Annotated in this window: 18 protein-coding genes, 1 tRNA gene and 1 other RNA gene; 6 read left to right on the top strand and 14 right to left on the bottom strand. The window is 71.6% G+C overall.

Annotation, left to right across the window (positions count from 1 at the left end; genetic code table 11):
• Positions 1-22: 22 nt before the first annotated feature.
• The gene (locus ABZ783_RS12400; protein ID WP_357436652.1) at positions 23-1,045 is read right to left on the bottom strand and encodes a hypothetical protein; all 1,023 of its coding nucleotides are present in this window, start codon (positions 1,043-1,045) and stop codon (positions 23-25) included.
• Positions 1,046-1,347: 302 nt separating this feature from the next.
• Between ABZ783_RS12400 and ABZ783_RS12395 the strand changes: the two genes are divergently transcribed.
• Positions 1,348-1,572: a hypothetical protein gene (locus ABZ783_RS12395; protein WP_357436649.1), complete on the top strand. Its 225-nt coding sequence runs from the start codon at positions 1,348-1,350 to the stop codon at positions 1,570-1,572.
• A gap of 101 nt (positions 1,573-1,673) precedes the next feature.
• Positions 1,674-1,805 carry an integrase gene (locus tag ABZ783_RS12390; protein WP_357436647.1) on the top strand — a complete coding sequence of 44 codons (132 nt, stop codon included), beginning with the start codon at positions 1,674-1,676 and terminating at the stop codon, positions 1,803-1,805.
• A gap of 96 nt (positions 1,806-1,901) precedes the next feature.
• Here ABZ783_RS12390 and ABZ783_RS12385 read toward each other — a convergent pair.
• Both ABZ783_RS12385 and ABZ783_RS12380 read right to left on the bottom strand, forming a co-directional pair.
• A tRNA-Ala gene (locus tag ABZ783_RS12385) sits at positions 1,902-1,974 on the bottom strand.
• Between the two features lie 85 nt (positions 1,975-2,059).
• The gene (locus ABZ783_RS12380; protein WP_357436645.1) at positions 2,060-2,650 is read right to left on the bottom strand and encodes a YqgE/AlgH family protein; all 591 of its coding nucleotides are present in this window, start codon (positions 2,648-2,650) and stop codon (positions 2,060-2,062) included.
• 152 nt (positions 2,651-2,802) lie between these two features.
• Here ABZ783_RS12380 and ABZ783_RS12375 point away from each other — a divergent pair, with 152 nt between their 5' ends.
• Positions 2,803-3,606, top strand: coding sequence for an S-methyl-5'-thioadenosine phosphorylase (locus ABZ783_RS12375; protein WP_357436642.1), 804 nt, complete (start codon positions 2,803-2,805; stop codon positions 3,604-3,606).
• A gap of 141 nt (positions 3,607-3,747) precedes the next feature.
• A complete protein-coding gene (gene mdlC, locus ABZ783_RS12370; protein ID WP_357436640.1) occupies positions 3,748-5,343 on the top strand; it encodes a benzoylformate decarboxylase in 1,596 nt (531 codons plus the stop codon).
• Between the two features lie 3 nt (positions 5,344-5,346).
• Here mdlC and ABZ783_RS12365 read toward each other — a convergent pair whose 3' ends face one another.
• From ABZ783_RS12365 to pruA, 10 genes are all read right to left on the bottom strand, one after another.
• Complete coding sequence (locus ABZ783_RS12365; RefSeq protein WP_357436637.1) at positions 5,347-6,351, bottom strand: hypothetical protein; 1,005 nt, start codon at positions 6,349-6,351, stop codon at positions 5,347-5,349.
• 39 nt (positions 6,352-6,390) lie between these two features.
• Positions 6,391-6,861, bottom strand: coding sequence for a hypothetical protein (locus ABZ783_RS12360; protein ID WP_357436635.1), 471 nt, complete (start codon positions 6,859-6,861; stop codon positions 6,391-6,393).
• A 124-nt stretch (positions 6,862-6,985) separates the two neighbouring features.
• On the bottom strand, positions 6,986-7,639 hold the full coding sequence (locus tag ABZ783_RS12355; RefSeq protein WP_357436632.1) for a hypothetical protein: 654 nt from the start codon (positions 7,637-7,639) through the stop codon (positions 6,986-6,988).
• An 87-nt stretch (positions 7,640-7,726) separates the two neighbouring features.
• Positions 7,727-8,102: a transfer-messenger RNA gene (ssrA, locus tag ABZ783_RS12350) on the bottom strand.
• Positions 8,103-8,206: 104 nt separating this feature from the next.
• Positions 8,207-8,686: an SsrA-binding protein SmpB gene (gene smpB, locus ABZ783_RS12345; protein ID WP_357436629.1), complete on the bottom strand. Its 480-nt coding sequence runs from the start codon at positions 8,684-8,686 to the stop codon at positions 8,207-8,209.
• Between the two features lie 129 nt (positions 8,687-8,815).
• Positions 8,816-9,691: a permease-like cell division protein FtsX gene (ftsX, locus tag ABZ783_RS12340; RefSeq protein WP_357436626.1), complete on the bottom strand. Its 876-nt coding sequence runs from the start codon at positions 9,689-9,691 to the stop codon at positions 8,816-8,818.
• A 73-nt stretch (positions 9,692-9,764) separates the two neighbouring features.
• Positions 9,765-10,445, bottom strand: coding sequence for a cell division ATP-binding protein FtsE (gene ftsE, locus ABZ783_RS12335; RefSeq protein ID WP_073832794.1), 681 nt, complete (start codon positions 10,443-10,445; stop codon positions 9,765-9,767).
• 118 nt (positions 10,446-10,563) lie between these two features.
• Entirely contained in the window at positions 10,564-11,685 is a 1,122-nt protein-coding gene (prfB, locus tag ABZ783_RS12330; protein ID WP_357436622.1) for a peptide chain release factor 2, read from the bottom strand.
• 62 nt (positions 11,686-11,747) lie between these two features.
• On the bottom strand, positions 11,748-12,266 hold the full coding sequence (locus ABZ783_RS12325) for a PadR family transcriptional regulator (protein ID WP_357436619.1): 519 nt from the start codon (positions 12,264-12,266) through the stop codon (positions 11,748-11,750).
• A 176-nt stretch (positions 12,267-12,442) separates the two neighbouring features.
• Positions 12,443-14,071 carry an L-glutamate gamma-semialdehyde dehydrogenase gene (pruA, locus tag ABZ783_RS12320; protein ID WP_357436616.1) on the bottom strand — a complete coding sequence of 543 codons (1,629 nt, stop codon included), beginning with the start codon at positions 14,069-14,071 and terminating at the stop codon, positions 12,443-12,445.
• A 526-nt stretch (positions 14,072-14,597) separates the two neighbouring features.
• On the opposite strand from pruA, the gene ABZ783_RS12315 reads away from it, so the two are divergent.
• Positions 14,598-15,662 carry a hypothetical protein gene (locus ABZ783_RS12315; RefSeq protein ID WP_357436614.1) on the top strand — a complete coding sequence of 355 codons (1,065 nt, stop codon included), beginning with the start codon at positions 14,598-14,600 and terminating at the stop codon, positions 15,660-15,662.
• A 15-nt stretch (positions 15,663-15,677) separates the two neighbouring features.
• Here ABZ783_RS12315 and ABZ783_RS12310 read toward each other — a convergent pair whose 3' ends face one another.
• Positions 15,678-16,187, bottom strand: coding sequence for a hypothetical protein (locus tag ABZ783_RS12310; protein ID WP_357436611.1), 510 nt, complete (start codon positions 16,185-16,187; stop codon positions 15,678-15,680).
• A gap of 207 nt (positions 16,188-16,394) precedes the next feature.
• Here ABZ783_RS12310 and ABZ783_RS12305 point away from each other — a divergent pair, with 207 nt between their 5' ends.
• On the top strand, positions 16,395-16,622 hold the full coding sequence (locus ABZ783_RS12305; RefSeq protein ID WP_357436609.1) for a helix-turn-helix domain-containing protein: 228 nt from the start codon (positions 16,395-16,397) through the stop codon (positions 16,620-16,622).
• Positions 16,623-16,705 lie beyond the last annotated feature (83 nt).

Here is a 16,705-nt window from a genome sequence, read left to right as displayed (position 1 = left end):
CTGCTGCTGCGGTGCGGGTGGCTCAGAGAGCCTTGCCGTTGACGAACAGCTGGGCCGGGCCGGCGGGGGTCCTTACGCCGGTCTGGATGTCGCCGTACGTGGTCGCACCCTCGGTGATCGTGCCGCCGGTGACGAGGTTGGGCGTGATCGCCCCGTTGGTGATGGCGCCGTCCGTGACGGGGCCGTCGGTGATCGCACCGGGCGTGATGACGTTGCTGAGGGCTGTGATCTTGTCGGCGTTGGCGCTGCGAAGGCAATCGGCCGGGTTCTCGCCCGGAGCCGCGTCCCACTCGCCCCACAGCACGTTGTCCACGGGCTCGAACTGGTAGTCGGCGAACGACCAGTCGCCGAACGACCAGGAACCGAACGACCAGGAACCGAACGACCAGTCGCCGAACGACCAGTCGCCGAACGAGGTCGGGGAATTCCACCTCGTGTCGCCGGCCTCGTAGGACGGGGCTCCCTGCCAGCCGTTGACGATGAAGCCGGTGTACTGGTTGGCCTTGCGGGCGTCGACGTCGAGGGCGTAGCTGACACTGCCGGTGAGGACGCCGGCACGGCTGCCGGTCCGGGTGCCGGCACGGGAGGCGTCCCGGGCACCCTCGCGGGTCCCGACGTGCGAGGCGGTCCGGGTGCCGGTGCGCTCGCCGCTGCGCACGCCGTCGCGATGGAACGTCTTGGTGCCGTTGCCGTTGGTGAACGTGCAGGTCAGATCCTGCGCTATGACCTGTGTGGCGACCTGGGTGCCGGTCTGCGTCCCCGACTGGACGCCGATCTGCGAGCCGACCTGCGAGCCGACCTGGGTGACGTCCTGCGACAGCGACTGGGACGTCGACTGCTTGTAGGTGAACGCGAGGCTCTTGCTGTCGACGGCCTTCTGGAGCGCTGCATTGTTGTAGCCGAGGGCGTTCTGGACGTTGCCCTTGCCGATGAAGCCGATGCCTGTGGTCGGGTCGATGTTGACCGACGCCGAGGCGGCGGTGGCGCTGAGAACGATCGTCGCCGTAGCCGCGATGCTGCCGATGAGGACGCTACGAATCCGCAATGTACTGTTCCCTTCGTCGTGCTGGCGTTTCGTATGCCGGTGCCGGCGCGCCTTGCGGTCTAGCTGGTGCGACGCGCCTCCTGCCGCTGCTTGTGCAGTTGAGACGGTGCGCCGCGCCGCCGGGTCAGCTGACGCACAGCAACGATGCAACTACGGCTCAGCGTGGCGTTTTCCCCTCCTCCGCTCAAGCCGCTGATCAGCTGTTACACCTGCTGGATCGGATACATTCGCCTGTCCAAGGAGGAGGTTGCCCCGCCCCTTCGCGGCGGCTTGGTGACGGTTCGTCGGACGGTTACGCCAGCATGCCCGCATCGCCGAGGCCATCCAGTCCGCGATACCGCCTGTTCGTCCTCCTGGCCGCGTTCGCCCAACTGCGGTTCGGCGAGCTGGTGGCGCTGCGCCGCCGCGACATCGACCTGCGCACGATGGACGCACGGGTACGCCGCGCGACGGCGGAAATGGAGGACGGCACACAAATTGACGACGACCCGAAATCGGAGGCGGGAAACGACCGCCCAAGGCGCTGACCGCTGCCGGCATCCCTGACGGCCTCGGGCTACACCTGCACGACCTACGCCCTATCGGCAGCACATAGTCGACGCAGAGCGGCGCGACGCCGAAGGAGTTGATGGCGCGCATCGGGCATTCGAGCACCCACGCCGCCATGATCTTTCAGCACGGGACCCGTGACCGCGATCACGCCATCGCCGCCGCGCTGGACGCGCTGATCGAGGAGGCGCGGGGCGAGATCAACGCGTGATCTGGCACAGTTCTGGCACGTAGCGGCCGGAGAGCACCGGAAACGAGAAAAGCCCTGGTGGGAGATTGTGTCCCCCACCAGGGCTTTTTGCTTGGGTGGAGCCGAGGGGACTCGAACCCCTGACCCCCACACTGCCAGTGTGGTGCGCTACCAGCTGCGCCACGGCCCCTTGCGGTCGTCCCCGGTCGCCCGGGCACGCAGAGAACTATACACACGCCGGCCGGCATGGTCATCTCGCGGGGTACCCCCGCCGCTCAGTTCAGCGCCACGTCCGGCGGGAAGTGGGCCACCGCCGCCATCATGCCGCCCTGCCGGCGCAGCACCATGGGCCAGAGGTCGTCGGGCCGGTCGACGAACGCGTCCCCGGGCAGGGCGTCGAGGACGAACCAGGACCCCTCCTCGATCTCCCGCTCGAGCTGGCCGGCGCCCCAGCCGGCGTACCCGGCGAAGACCCGGATCCCGCCGATGGCCTCGCGCAGCCGCTCCGGGTCGACGGAGAGGTCGATGGTGCCCACCGCGCCGGACACCCGGTGGAAGCCCTTCACCGGCTTGACCGGGTGGCGCATCCGGGCCAGGCAGATGGCCGAGTCGGGCTGCACCGGGCCGCCCTCGAAGAGCACCGCCGGGTCCCGGGCCAGGTCGCTCCAGCCGCCCAGGACATCGGCGACCGGCACCTCGGTGGCCCGGTTCAGCACCACGCCGAGGGCACCGCCGGCCTCGTGAGCGACCAGCAGCACGACCGTACGGTCGAAGTTCGGGTCCTTCAGCGCCGGAGTCGCGACCAGCAGCCGCCCGGTCATGGACTCCATGGCTCGGCCACCGATCGCCTGTCCCTCACCCTGCATGTCCGACACCCGTCAGCCGTACGCCCGTGTGGCGCATCCGACGTCGTCGACCATCCGCCCGGTCAACACCATGCCACGCACATTAGCCTGCGGCTCGCCCGCTGACTAAGGTCTGACGGGCGGGTGATCGCGACAGGATCGAGGGAGCACCGATGGGTCCAACGGCCGAGCTGGCGGTGATCGGCGGGTCGGGGCTCTACGCCCTGCTCGACGGCGCCACCGAACACGTCCTGCAGACGCCGTACGGAGCACCGTCGGACGCGGTCACCATCGCCGAGGTGGGCGGTCGCCGGGTGGCGTTCCTGCCCCGGCACGGACGCGACCACCGCTACCCGCCGCACCTGATCCCGTACCGGGCGAACCTCTGGGCGCTGCGCTCCCTCGGCGTACGCCAGGTGCTCGCCCCCTGCGCGGTCGGCGGGCTCCGCCCCGAGCTGGGCCCGGGCACCTTCGTGGTGCCGGACCAGCTCGTCGACCGCACCAGCGGGCGCACCCAGACCTACTACGACCAGGGCGCCGTGCACGTCCCATTCGCCGACCCCTACTGCCCCGTCGGCCGGCGGACGCTGCTCCACGCGGCGGCCGGGCGGGACGTGCCGGCGGTGGACGGCGGGACGGTGGTGGTGGTCGAGGGGCCGCGCTTCTCCACCCGGGCCGAGTCGCGCTGGTTCGCCTCGATCGGCGGCACGGTGGTCAACATGACCGGCCACCCGGAGGCCGTGCTCGCCCGCGAGCTGGCCCTCTGCTACACGTCCATCGCGCTGGTCACCGACCTGGACGCGGGCGTGACGCCCGGCGAGTCGGTCACCCAGGAGGAGGTGTTCCGGGTCTTCGCCGAGAACACCGACCGGCTGCGCGGAGTCCTGCTGGACGCGGTCGCCGCGCTGCCGTCCGAGCGGGACTGCCCGTGCGGGCACGCCCTCGACGGGATCAAACTGCCATTCCCGCTGCCCTGACCGGTGGCCGGCCCGGCCACCGCCGTCACGAGACTCGGGAAGCGCCCGAAAAGCAGGCAACCGCCGGATAGATTCGGTTCGTCGGGGAACTGATCATCGGGCCGTCTCCCCGCACCGTTGGGGGACGGGGGGCAGTCGGCGATGGCAACGGTCCGCGACACCACGTACGACCTGCTGCGCGCCCTGGGGCTGACCACCGTCTTCGGCAACCCCGGCTCCACCGAGGAGCCCTTCCTCCGCGACTTCCCCGCCGACTTCCGCTACGTGCACGCGCTACAGGAGGCGGCGGCGGTGGCCATGGCCGACGGGTACGCCCAGGCCACCGGCCGGCCCGCGCACGTCAACCTGCACACCGCCCCGGGCACCGGCAACGGGATGGGCAACCTGGTCACCGCCTGGCACAACAAGACCCCGTTGATCGTCAGCGCCGGCCAGCAGACCCGGGAGATGCTGCTGCTCGAACCCCGGCTGGCCAGCCGGCGGGCGGCGGAGCTGACCCAGCCGTACGTCAAGTGGGCCCACGAGCCGGCCCGCGCGCAGGACGTCCCGGCGGCCTTCATGCGCGCGTACGCCACGGCGGTGCAGCCCCCCGCCGGGCCGGTGTTCCTCTCCGTGCCGATGGACGACTGGAACCAGCCCACCGATCCGCCCCCGCAGGTCCGGACGGTGGCCACCCGGGCCGCCCCGGACCCGGACCGGCTGCGCGGCTTCGCCGCCACCCTCGCGGCCAGCCGCGCCCCGGTGCTCGTGCTCGGCGCGGCGGTGGACCGGGCCGACGCGTGGCCGGCGGCCGTGGCGCTCGCCGAACGGCTGGCCGCCCCGGTCTGGGCGGCCCCGGCCCCGGAGCGGGCCGTCTTCCCCGAGGACCACCCGCACTTCCGGGGGGTCCTGCCGTACGCGATCGGCCCACTCGCCGGGGCACTGCGCGGGCACGACACGGTGCTGGTGGTCGGCGCGCCGGTGTTCCGCTACTACCCGCACGTGCCGGGCGACTACCTGCCCGACGACGCCCGGCTGCTGCACGTCGCCGACGACCCGGACGAGTCGGCCCGCGCCCCGGTCGGGGAGAGCCTGCTCGGCGACGCCGGGCTGGCCCTGGCGGGCCTGCTGGAGCTGCTGCCGCCGGCGGACCGGCCAGCCCCACCGGTCCGGTCGGAGCCGGAGACGCCCGAGGCGACCAGCCCGCCGAGCGCCGACGCGCTCTTCGCCGCGCTGGCCCGGCACTGGCCGGCCGACGGGGTGCTGGTGCAGGAGTCACCGTCCAACCTGGCCGCGCTGCGCCGCCGGCTGCGGATCAACCGGCCCCGGTCGTACTTCACCATGGCCAGCGGCGGCCTCGGGTTCGGGCTGCCGGCAGCGGTCGGGATCGCCCTGGCAGAGCGGGACACCGGCCGCGGCCGGCCGGTCGTGGCCGTGGTCGGCGACGGCTCCTTCCACTACTCCGTGCAGGCGCTGTGGACCGCCGCGCAGCTGCGCCTGCCGCTCGCCGTCGTGGTCCCGGTCAACCACCAGTACGCCATCCTCAAGGCGTTCGCCGAGCTGAAGCACACCCCCGGCGTGCCCGCGCTGGACCTGCCCGGGCTGGACGTCGCCGCGATCGCCCACGGCTACGGCTGCGCGTCCGCCGTGGTGGACCCGCTGGACCGGCTCGGGGAGGCGCTCGACGCGGCGCTGGCCGCCGACCGGCCGACGGTGCTGCCGGCGCCGATCAGCACCGAGCTGCCCCGGATCCTGTGAGTCTCATCGCCGTACCAGGGTGAGGGCGGTGCCGCTGCCCACGTCGAGCACCGTCCGGGCACCCAGCGGCGCCTTCAGGGTGAGGCTCACCGGTTTCAGCTCCAGCTGCGCCGTGCAGATCCCGGTCGACCGGACCACCCCGGCGCCGAGCACCACCACGTCGTCCCGCTCCAGCACCAGCGGGGTGACGCCGCTGTCGCACGCGCCCACCCCGACCCGGTAGTCCAGGCGGGCCCCGTCCACGGCGTCGAGGGTCTGCACGGCCACCACCACGTCGGGCAGCGGCCGGGTGGAGGCCACGGCCTCCGGCTTGGCGCCGACCGCGCGTGGCGCGACCGCCAGCCGGGCCACCGGCACCCGCAGTTCCGCCACGGTAAACAGCCAGGCCGGCACCTCGGCCACGCCCCGGCTGGTCCGCACCGAGGCGCTGCCCAGCGTCACCCCGGTGACCGTCAGCGGAATGCAGGGGGTGTCCACGTGGGTGGCGACCGGGCTGTCCGGCCCCGTGCGGGTGGGCAGCAGGCCGTCCGGTCCCGGCTCGATGGTCGGCCCGCCGTCCTTGAGGGGCCCCGGCCCGCCGGTGGGCGGCGTCATCGGCCGCCCGTCGCACGGCGGCGGGTCCCCCTGGTGCAGTTGTGCGTACGCGTCGGCGGCGCTGATCAGCGGCACCCGCAGGGTGCCGTCGGGGAACCGGATCGTCCCGTCGGCCGGCGTGGCGGTGGGCAGGGCGATCTGGTCCCGGTACCAGCCGAGGAGGAACGCCTGCTTGGTGTCGCCGGTGAAGCCCGGCTCCCCGGTCAGCACGGTGGCGTCCTCGAGCGGCACGTAGCCGCTGCGCCACACCTCGCCCGGTCGCCAGGCGTCGGCCACCTCGCCGGCGCGCTGGTGGAACGCCTCCCAGCGGTGGTCGGCAGGATCGACCGACGGCCCGGCAGGAGCGGAGCCGGGCGCGGCGCAGCCGGCGAGGAGCAGCAGCGGCAACCCCAGCAGAGCGATCGTGCGACGCATGCCGGTTGGACGGCGCGTCCCTGCCCGCGGTTCCGCTGGTCAGGTCTCCCCGCCCAGGTCCGTCTGGTACGCCTCCCAGAGCAGGTCCGCGCCCCGCTGCCGGTGCCGGTCGAGGGCCCGCAGCAGGTGCCCGACCCGTTCCCGCAGCTCCTCGGCCGGCACGCCGGGCAGCTCGACGGCGCGTTGGAGGGCGAGGAGCGCCGCGGCGATGGCGGCGTGCTCGTGGGTCAGCCGGCGTACCCCCCGGTCCAGCCGGGGCGCCTGCAAGAGCAGTTCGGCGTAGAGGCCGCTGGGGCCCTCGGTGAGCCGGACGTGCTCGGCGAAACCGCGCCGGACCGGGCCGAGCTGGACGACCAGGTGCTCCCGCCAGCGCGGCTGCTCGGCCGGCCCGGCAAGCACCCGGGCGAGGGCGTGCAGGTCGCCGGGGAGCGCGGGTCCCGGCTGGCGCGCGGCGGGCGGTCGGCCCGCCGCGACGACGGTGGACGGCTGCTGGATCGGACCGGTGACCATGGGCACCTCCCGCTGCTGCGCTTCCGCGTACAGCGATGGTGGACCTGGTCGGGCGGGCTGTCCAGGGTCATCCGGCGCCTCATCTGTCCCATTGGCCCCACCGGCCCCAGCTGTCCCAAACGCCTCAGCGACCCAGCGGATTGCCCGCCATGCTGCGGAGCTGACCGGCCAGGACGTGCGCGTCGGCGTCCCGGCCCTGGTCGGGCCGGCCGGCGGTGATCGCGTCGGCGAGCGCCCGCAGCTCGTACGGCGGCAGGGTGGCCAGCCCCATGCCCTGCAACGGGATGGTGACCTGCCGGCCGCTCTCCCGGTCACGGGCGACCACGGTCGGCACCCGCAGCACCGCGTCGTTGCCGCCCCGGTAGGCGACCGCCCCGCCCCGCACCTCGGCGGTGGCCAGGTCGACGGTGCGGGTGGCGAACGCGCCGCGTACGGAGGCCCGGGTCCCCTCCAGCCAGGCGGCGGTACGCAGCACCCGCAGCAGCAGATAGAGGCCGAGCAGCACGATCGGCAGGCCGCAGAGCCCGACGAACCGGACCGGCCCTGCCGGAGCGCTGTCGTTCAGCGCCGGAGGGAGCATGTCGGGCGGCAGGTCCCGCGCCTCGTCGTACGACGGGAACGGGTCGCCGACGCCGGTCAGCCGGCTCAGCAGGCGATCGGCGAAGACCGGCAGCAGCACGAACACCGCCCCGAAGGCGGTGCACAGGACACCCACCACCGCCGCGAAGGCGCGCTGGCCGGGCGCGGCGCCCACGGAGAGCCGGATCTTCTCGTTCATCACAGGCGGCAGCTTAGATGCTGGTGGCAACGGGGCCGGAGACGACTGTGCGCCCCGGTCCGGGTGGACCGGGGCGCACAGGTCAGGTGGTGGAGGTGCCGGGAATCGAACCCGGGTCCTTCGCCGCCTTGTCAGGGCTTCTCCGAGCGCAGCTCGCTGTGCCTCTACTCGGCCCCTCCGATCACGCGAGCGAGTCGGTGTGACGGGCCCAGTCGCTGATTGATCTCGCCGCACGGACCCCGCGACCGGGTCCGCTTGGCCAGCCTTCTAGCTGATGCCGGCTAACTGGGTCGAAGGCGCTCCCAGGCCGACAGACTTGCTACTCGCCTCAGGCGGCGAGAGCGAAGTCAGCGCGATTGTTCTTGGCGCTTATTGGTTTCCGACGACCGATTCACGAGACGACGTCGGCTTCCTCGGCTCGCTTCCCCTGCCGCAACGTACGAAGTCGAAACCAGTCACCCCCTCGAAGGGCTGCCCCTGTCGGCAGCACCACCAAGCCTAACGCCTGCCGCAACCGGATTCATCCCGAGGCCCGCCCGATCATGGATCGGGACATCGGGGGAGGAATCAGTCGTCCATGCCCTTGCCGCGCCGGCCGACCACCCGGGCGATCTCCCGGTCGGCGTCCCGCTTGGCAAGGTCCTGGCGCTTGTCGTACGACTTCTTACCCCGGGCCAGGCCGATCTCCACCTTCGCCCAGCCGTCGGAGAAGTAGACCTGCAACGGCACCATGGTGAGACCGCTCTCCCGGGTCTTGCCGATCAGCCGGTCGATCTCCAGCCGCTTGAGCAGCAGCTTCCGGGTACGCCGGGGCTCGTGGTTGGTCCAGGTGCCCTGGGTGTACTCCGGGATGTGCATGCCGTGCAGGTAGAGTTCGCCGTCACGCTCCTGGGCGAACGCGTCGACCAGCGAAGCCCGGCCGGCCCGCAGCGACTTGACCTCGGTGCCGGTCAGCGCCATGCCCGCCTCGTACGTGTCGAGGATGGCGTAGTCGTGGCGCGCCTTCTTGTTGGAGGCGACCACCTTGCGGCCCTTTTCCCGTGGCATCGGCGCCACCTCCCTTCCACTCGTCCGCGACCATCGGCCGCGGAGCGGGATCATGCTACCCGAATGACAAGGACCCTCCCGCGCCGTTTATTCCGGCGCGGGAGGGCCCTCGGAGAGCCGTCGCGCTGACTAGACCCGCAGGTAGAAGCGCAGCGTGACCCAGGCGGTGACCGCGCTGACCAGGCCGCCGACGCCGGCCATCAGCGGGAACATCAGGAAGATCTCGGACCAGGAGACCGGCGTGATCAGGCCCTCCACGGCCGCCATCGACCCGCCGGCGGCCACGACCTTCAGGCCGATCAGGGCCAGCAGGCCGAGGACCGAACCGATCAAGCCGGCGACGATGGCCTCCAGCACGAACGGGGCCTGGATGAACCAGTTGGAGGCACCGACCAGTTTCATGACCGCGACCTCGCGCCGCTTGCTGTACGCGGCGACCTGGATGGTGTTCGCGACCAGCAGCAACGCGGCGACCGCCATCACCACCGCGATGGCCAGGGCGAAGTTCTGGATGCCGGTGAGGACGTTGAAGACCTTGTCGAGGAGCTTGCTCTGGTCGACGATCGTGTCGATCCCCTCGGCGGTCTTGTACTCGTCGTAGATGCTCTTGTACTGCTCCGGGTTGTTCAGCTTGATCCGGAACGACGGCGGGAGGCTGTCCTCCTTGACCGCGCTGATCAGGTCGGGCGCGTCCTGGAACATCTCCTGGAAGCGCTTGTACGCCTCCGTCTTGTCGACGTAGGTGACCTCCTTGACCAGCGGGTCGGACTTCAGCTTGGCCTCAAGGTCGCCTCGCTGCTGGTCGTTGACGTCGGTCTTCAGGAAGATCGAGACCTGGACGTTCTCGTAGTAGAGGTCCTTCATGTCGCCGACCTTCTGGTAGAGAAGGCCGCTACCGCCCAGCATGAACAGCGACACACCCATCGTGATGATCATCGCGATGGTCATCGTGACGTTGCGCCACAGTCCGACCAGTACCTCGGAAAGGACGTACTTCATCCGCATCGGGAAATTCCTCCGGCTCTCCGGCGTGAGGTGTTCGTCGTCAGGATCTACGGATCGTCAGCGGGGCGACGGCTCAGCCGTAGACGCCGCGAGCCTGGTCGCGCACGATGCGGCCGCTCTCGATCTCGATGACGCGACGGCGCATCTGGTTCACGATGTTGGAGTCGTGCGTGACCATCACGACGGTCGTGCCGGTGCGGTTGATCCGGTCCAGCAGGCGCATGATCTCGATCGACGTGTCCGGGTCCAGGTTTCCGGTGGGCTCGTCCGCCAGCAGGATCAGCGGCCGGTTCACGAACGCCCGGGCCACCGCGACCCGCTGCTGCTCACCACCGGAGAGCTCGTGGGGGTAGCGGTGCTCCTTCCCACCGAGGCCGACCAGCTCCAGCACCTCCGGAACGACCCGGCGGGCGACCGCCTTGGTCTTGCCGATCACCTCCAGCGCGAACGCCACGTTCTCGTAGGCGGTGCGGTTCGGCAGCAGGCGGAAGTCCTGGAAGACGCAGCCGATGGAGCGCCGGAAGTGGGGTCGCTTCCAGGAGCGCATCGACGTGACGTCCTTGCCGTTGACGACGACCCGCCCCTTGTTGGGGGTGACCTCGTGCAGCAGCATCTTGATGATCGTGGACTTGCCGGAGCCGGATGGACCGATGAAGAAGACGAACTCGCCCTTCTCGATCGAGACGGACACGTTGTCGAGCGAAGGCCGGGACGCCTTCGGGTACGTCTTCGTCACTTGCTCAAGCTGAATCACGGGTCGAGAGTCTACGCGGTGTAACCGGAGAGCCAAGCCCCACGCCCCGCCGAAGCGAGTCGCGTCATCGATTCAGCCGGTCACCCAGAGATCGACGACGCGTTCCGTCGGAGGCCGATCACGCACCGTCAGCGCTGAGCTGCTGCTGCTTACGCCACCGGATGCCGGCCTCGATGAAGCTGTCCAGCTCACCGTCGAACACCGAGGACGGATTGCCCGTCTCCTGCTCGGTACGCAGATCCTTCACCATCTGATACGGGTGCAGGACGTACGAGCGCATCTGGTCGCCCCACGAGCCGGCGGCGTCGGTCTTGAGGCCCTGGAGCTTGGCCTGCTCCTCCTGGCGCTTGCGCTCCAGCAGCCGGGCCTGGAGCACCCGCAGCGCGGAGGCCTTGTTCTGCAGCTGCGACTTCTCGTTCTGGCAGGTGACCACGATGCCGGTCGGGATGTGCGTGATGCGCACCGCCGAGTCGGTGGTGTTGACGCTCTGCCCGCCCGGGCCGGAGGAACGGTAGACGTCGATCCGCATCTCGTTCTCGGGGATCTCGATGTGGTCGGTCTGCTCGACGACCGGCAGCACCTCGACGCCGGCGAAGCTGGTCTGCCGCCGCCCCTGGTTGTCGAACGGGCTGATCCGGACCAGCCGGTGGGTGCCGGACTCGACGCTCAGCGTGCCGTACGCGTAGGGCACCTTGACCGTGAAGGTGGCCGACTTGAGGCCCGCCTCCTCGGCGTACGAGGTCTCGTAGACCTCGGTCGGGTAGCCGTGCCGCTCGGCCCAGCGCAGGTACATCCGCAGCAGCATCTCGGCGAAGTCCGCGGCGTCCACGCCACCCGCGCCGGCCCGGATGGCGACCAGCGCCTCCCGGGAGTCGTACTCCCCGGAGAGCAGGGTGCGGACCTCCATCTCCTGGATGGCCTTGGTCAGCCCGGTGATCTCCGTCTCGACCTCGGCGAGCGTGCCCGGGTCGGATTCGGCCTGGGCCAGCTCCAGCAGCACGCCGGCGTCGTCCAGCCGGGCGCGGAGGTCGGAGAGCTTGTTGATCTCGCCGTTGACGTACGACAGCTGCGACGTCACCTGCTGCGCCTTGGCCTGGTCGTCCCAGAGGTCGGGCGCGGAGGCCTCCTGCTCCAGGCGGCCCTTCTGCTCGCGCAGCTTGTCGAGATCGAGGACGGCCTCGATGTTGCGCAGGGTGGCGTCGAGTTCCTTGAGCTGTTCGGCGTAGTCGGCAGAGGTCACGACAGACAAGCGTACTTGGCCGCTCGGCGTCCGCTCACCTCAGATGCCTCTACCCGGGCTGGTCATCCGCCGACCGGGGCGGACTTGAGCCAGGACAGCGCCGCCTTGTGGTACGCGACGGCGAACTCCAGCGCGCTGGCGTCGTACGCCTCGCCTTCCTTCTTGGCGTTCTTGGCCTGCTCACGCGCCGCCGCGAGGGCCTCGGAGTGGTACTCGTTCGCCGAGGCGTAGAGGTTCTTGAGCTGACTCGGCGAGTGCAGGTCGCCGAACGCGATCCGCAACGCGGTCGGGTTACGGATCGTGTCCCGCCCGGGGTTCTCCGCCAGCCAACGGGAGAACGTCCGCTTCCCGGCCGCCGTGAGCGCGTACGGCTGGCTCATCCGCGGCCCGGGCTTGCCGAGCCGCACCAGCCCCTTCTCAGCCAGCACCGGAAGCTCCCGGTAGACCTGGCTGCGGGTCATCGACCAATACGGCGCCAGCCGCCGCTCGGCGGCGGCCATCAGCTGGCCGCCTGTCATCGGTCCTTCGTGCAGCAGACCCAGCAGGGCCGCGGCCGTCGGGTTGACTCCGGATTCCGCCATGCCCTCTAAGCTGCCACTTCGCCCGACCCGGCGTCCAGGATTTCCGGTTTTCGCCACCCGTTGGGTCGTCCGATGTGCACTGTCGGCCGACGACAGTCCGCCGGGGACGTCCACGCCCTCACCCGGCCGGCCGGCCGCCGGTGACGCTCCGTGCGTCACCGGCGACCATCAGCAGGTCAGGCCATGTGCGGGTACCCGTGGTCGGTCGGCGGGACGAAGGTCTCCTTGATCGTCCGCGGCGACATCCAGCGGACCAGGTTGTGCCAGGAGCCCGCCTTGTCGTTGGTGCCGCTGGCCCGGGCGCCGCCGAACGGCTGCTGCCCGACCACCGCACCGGTCGGCTTGTCGTTGATGTAGAAGTTGCCGGCCGCGTACCGCATCTTCTCGGCCACCTGGTCGACCACCCGACGGTCGGTCGCGAAGATCGCCCCGGTCAGCGCGTACGGGGCGATCGCCTCGGCCTGGGCGACCACCTCGTCGAACCGGGCGTCCTCGAAGACGTGCACGCCCAGGATCGGCCCGAAGTATTCGGTGGTGAAGGTCTCGTGTGCGGCGTCGGAGCACTCGAACAGCGTCGGCCGGACGAAGTAGCCGACCGAGTCGTCGGCGGTGCCGCCGGCCAGGACCCGGCAGGTGTCGTCGCCGCTGATCAGCTCCAGCGCGGCCTGGTGCCGGCCGAACGCCTTGTCGTCGATGACCGCGCCACCGAAGTTGCGGAAGTCGGTGACGTCACCGTACGCCAGCGAGTCGGCGGTGGCGGCGAGCCGGTCCCGCAGCCCACCCTCCCAGATCGACCGCGGGACGTACGCCCGCGACGCGGCCGAGCACTTCTGGCCCTGGTACTCGTAGGCGCCCCGGATCAGCGCGGTGTGCAGGGCGTCCACGTCCGCGCTGGCGTGCGCGACCACGAAGTCCTTGCCGCCGGTCTCGCCGACCAGCCGCGGGTAGCCCCGGTAGCGGGCGATGTTCTCGCCGACCGTCCGCCACAGGTGCTGGAACACCTTGGTCGACCCGGTGAAGTGGATGCCGGCCAGGTCCGGGTCGGCGAGCACCACGTCGGAGACCTCCTCGCCGCGCCCGGTGACCATGTTGATCACGCCGGGCGGCAGCCCGGCCGCCTCGAACAGCCGCATGGTGAAGTGCGCGGCGAACTGCTGGGTCGGTCCCGGCTTCCAGACCACCGTGTTGCCGAGCAGGGCCGGCGCCGACGGCAGGTTGCCGGCGATCGCGGTGAAGTTGAACGGGGTGACCGCGTAGACGAAGCCCTCCAGCGGCCGGTGGTCGAAGCGGTTCCACACCCCCGGCGAGGACATCGGCTGCTCCGCCAGCAGCTTGCGGGCGAAGTGCACGTTGAACCGGAGGAAGTCGATGAACTCGCAGGCCGAGTCGATCTCGGCCTGGACCACCGTCTTGGACTGGCCGAGCATGGTGGCCGCGTTGAGCGTGTCCCGCCACGGGCCGGAGAGCAGGTCGGCAGCGCGCAGGAAGATCGCGGCCCGCTCCTCGAACGGCAGCGCCCGCCACATCGGGGCCGCGTCCTTGGCGGCCTTGACTGCGGCGCGGGCGTCGTCGTGGGTGGCGTGCCCGGTGATGCCGAGCACGTGGGCGTGCTTGTGCGGCTGGACCACCTTGATCGGGTCACCGCCGGCCATCCGCTGCTCACCGGCGATGGTCATCGGCAGCTCGATCTGCGCGGCGGCCAGCTCGGTCAGCCGCCGCTGGAGCCGCTCCCGGTCGGCGCTGCCGGGCTCGTAGGTGTGGACCGGCTCGTTGCGCGGCTCGGGTACGGAGAACACGGCGTCCATCACGGCTCCTGTGCGATCTCGACGGCGGTGGCGAAATCGGACCCGCGGGCACCGACCGGGCGGCCGGGTGCCGAGCACCGCGCGGCGGACCGGTGCGGCGGCGGGACCTCGGCCAATTCTTCCATGCGACACCCCCCGCTCCACCCCCGCCGCCCCCGGCGAAGCCCGCCCGCAGCCGACACCCGGACGCACCGGCACACACCGGACCGTAGGTCGCCCCGCCCCCGCCCCGACGATCCATCAGCCCGCAACCATTCCTGCCTACGATCCGTCACCAGCCGTCCGCATCGGCGGCCGGGCGGTGAGGAGGCCGCGGATCCCGTCGGCACCGCCCCGGTGCCGGGCCCACCCACCCGTCTCAGGCGCTGTCGAACGTCCGGCCGCCACCCGCTGGCGGGCGCCGGCCCGGGTCGGCACCGACCGGCGGGCGGGTCCCGAAGGGCGCACCGGACGCCGCGTACCCTGGATGACCGGTGACCTGCCCGGCCCGTCGCGGCCGATCCGGCGTCCGTCGAAGGGGAACACGATGAGCAACCAGCCCGGCAGCTCCACGGCTGCGGAGCCGGATAAGCCCGTGGTCGACCCGGCCGACGAGCCGGAGCAGCCGAGCACCGACCCGGCCGACGAGCCGGCCACCCCGGAGGGCACCGGACGACCGGCGTACGCCCCCGGCGCGGTGGTGCTGGCGCTGCTGGCGGTCGGCTGGCTCGCCGCGATGCTCTGGTCCACCCGGGCCGCGATCAGCTCGGCCGCGGCCGGCGTCACCGCGATCAGCCTCTCCGCGTACGCGCTGCCCGGCGTGATCTGCGCCGCGCTGGTCGCCGGCGCCGCGGTCGCCCTGGCGGTGACCAACCCGCTCGGCCGGGCCACCCTGCGCTTCCTCGCCGCCGTCGGCACCGGCCTGTTGGTCGGATTCGCCGCCGCGGTCGCGATCAACCTCACCTACGCCGACAACGCGACCACCAACACCATCGCCGGCACCACCGCGGCGGCGGCGATCATCGGCGGTGCGCTGGCCGGCGCCCGCAACGCCCGGATGGTGGGCGGGCTCGCCAGCGCCACGCTGGCCGCGCAGGTCTTCGTGGTGCTGTTCAGCCGTGCCCGGGACCCGCTGTCCGACCTGTTCGGCGCCGGCGACACCCAGCAGTCGATGCTCGACGCCGCGAAATGGGTCTCCCGCACCGAGTCGCTGCTCGCCGGGCTGATCGCTGGCCTGGTGGCGTTCGGCTACCTCACCTGGGCCCGCCGCCGCGCCGCCCGCCGGGACGGCTCCGCGGCCGACAGCTCCAGGTCGCGGGGCGGCGAGCTGGAGCTGTCGCAGCTGCGCTGGCCCGCGTACCTGGTCGCCGGAGCCGGGCCGGGCCTCCTCCTGCTGCTCACCGAGGTGATCATCCGGATCGGCGGGCGCGACCTGCTCAACCTGGCCGCCGCGCTCAGCGAGGCGGACCAGGTGGCCCAGACCTCCCTCGGCACCTCCCGCCTCGACAACGGCATCTGGGTGCTCTTCGTCGGGGCACTCACCACGCTCATCGCGTTCGGCCGCACCCTCGGCCCACGCACCGTCGAGGAGGACGAGCAGGTCGCCGCCTGACCCCCGGGGTGCGGGTCAGGAGATCGCGCGCAGCAGCAGGTCCAGCTCGGTCACGTCGTACCACTCCAGCTCGTGGTCCTCGGCGCCGTCGACGGTGAACTGGGCGTCCGGGTCACCGGCCTGCGCCTCGGCCACCACCTCGGCGGCGGCCGCCACGTCGTCGACCGCCTCCGCGCCGTCCACGTGGATCGCGGCGACCGTCTTGACGGGCACCGGCCCGACGAGCCGGACCAGGCTGGACCCCAGCTCGCCGCCGACCCGGCCGACCGCGCGGGCCGGCAGGTCCACCGAGACCACCACCCGCCGGCGGGGCGCGCCCGGGTCGCCCCGGAGCAGCAGCAGCGCGTCCTGGGCGGCCCGGGTGAAGGCGACGTACTCCAACTCCTCCTCGTCGCCCTCGGCGTACCACTCGCGCAGCTCCGGGGTGACCGCGTGCGCCTCACCGACCGCGAGGCCCTGCTCGCGCAGTTGCGCCAGGAGCGGGACGGTCGCCGGCACGTACACCCGGACAAGCTCGTCGGTCACCGGTCTCTCCCCTGCTCAGGCCCGGCCGGCGGATGCCGGCCCCGGGCGCCGATCATGCCGTACGCCGTGACCGTCATACACCCCGCACCCGCCCGGGAGAAGTTCCTCGCCGGTGTGTCCGCCGACCGGATCGCCGCACCGGGCGCCGGGGCGGAACGGCTGCTGGTGGCAAACTGAGGCAAACGAAAGCCAACCCCGGGAGTCACCGTGGAGCCCAGGTTCCTGCTGCTGTCCGACGTGGCCGCCGAACTCAACGTCTCGGACTCGCAGGTCTACCACATGGTGCGCAGCGGCGAGCTGCCCGCCATCAAGATCGGCGGCCGCGGGCAGTGGCGGGTGGAACGCGCCCGGCTGGAGGAGTACATCCAGCACAAGTACGCCGAGACCGCCGAGTGGGTACGCGGCAACCCGCTGGTCGAACGCGACCCGGAGTGATCGCGCGACCCCTTAGCGGCATTGACGGGCGATGCTGCCCTGTTCGACAACGAGGCCCTGTCGGAGGCAAACGGAAGCAAACG

Origin of the sequence: Micromonospora sp. NPDC047738, assembly GCF_040642675.1 — a bacterium.
Lineage (GTDB): Bacteria > Actinomycetota > Actinomycetes > Mycobacteriales > Micromonosporaceae > Micromonospora.
The sequence above is the reverse complement of the archived record's forward strand: the minus strand, read 5'-3'. Positions and strand labels throughout refer to the sequence as shown.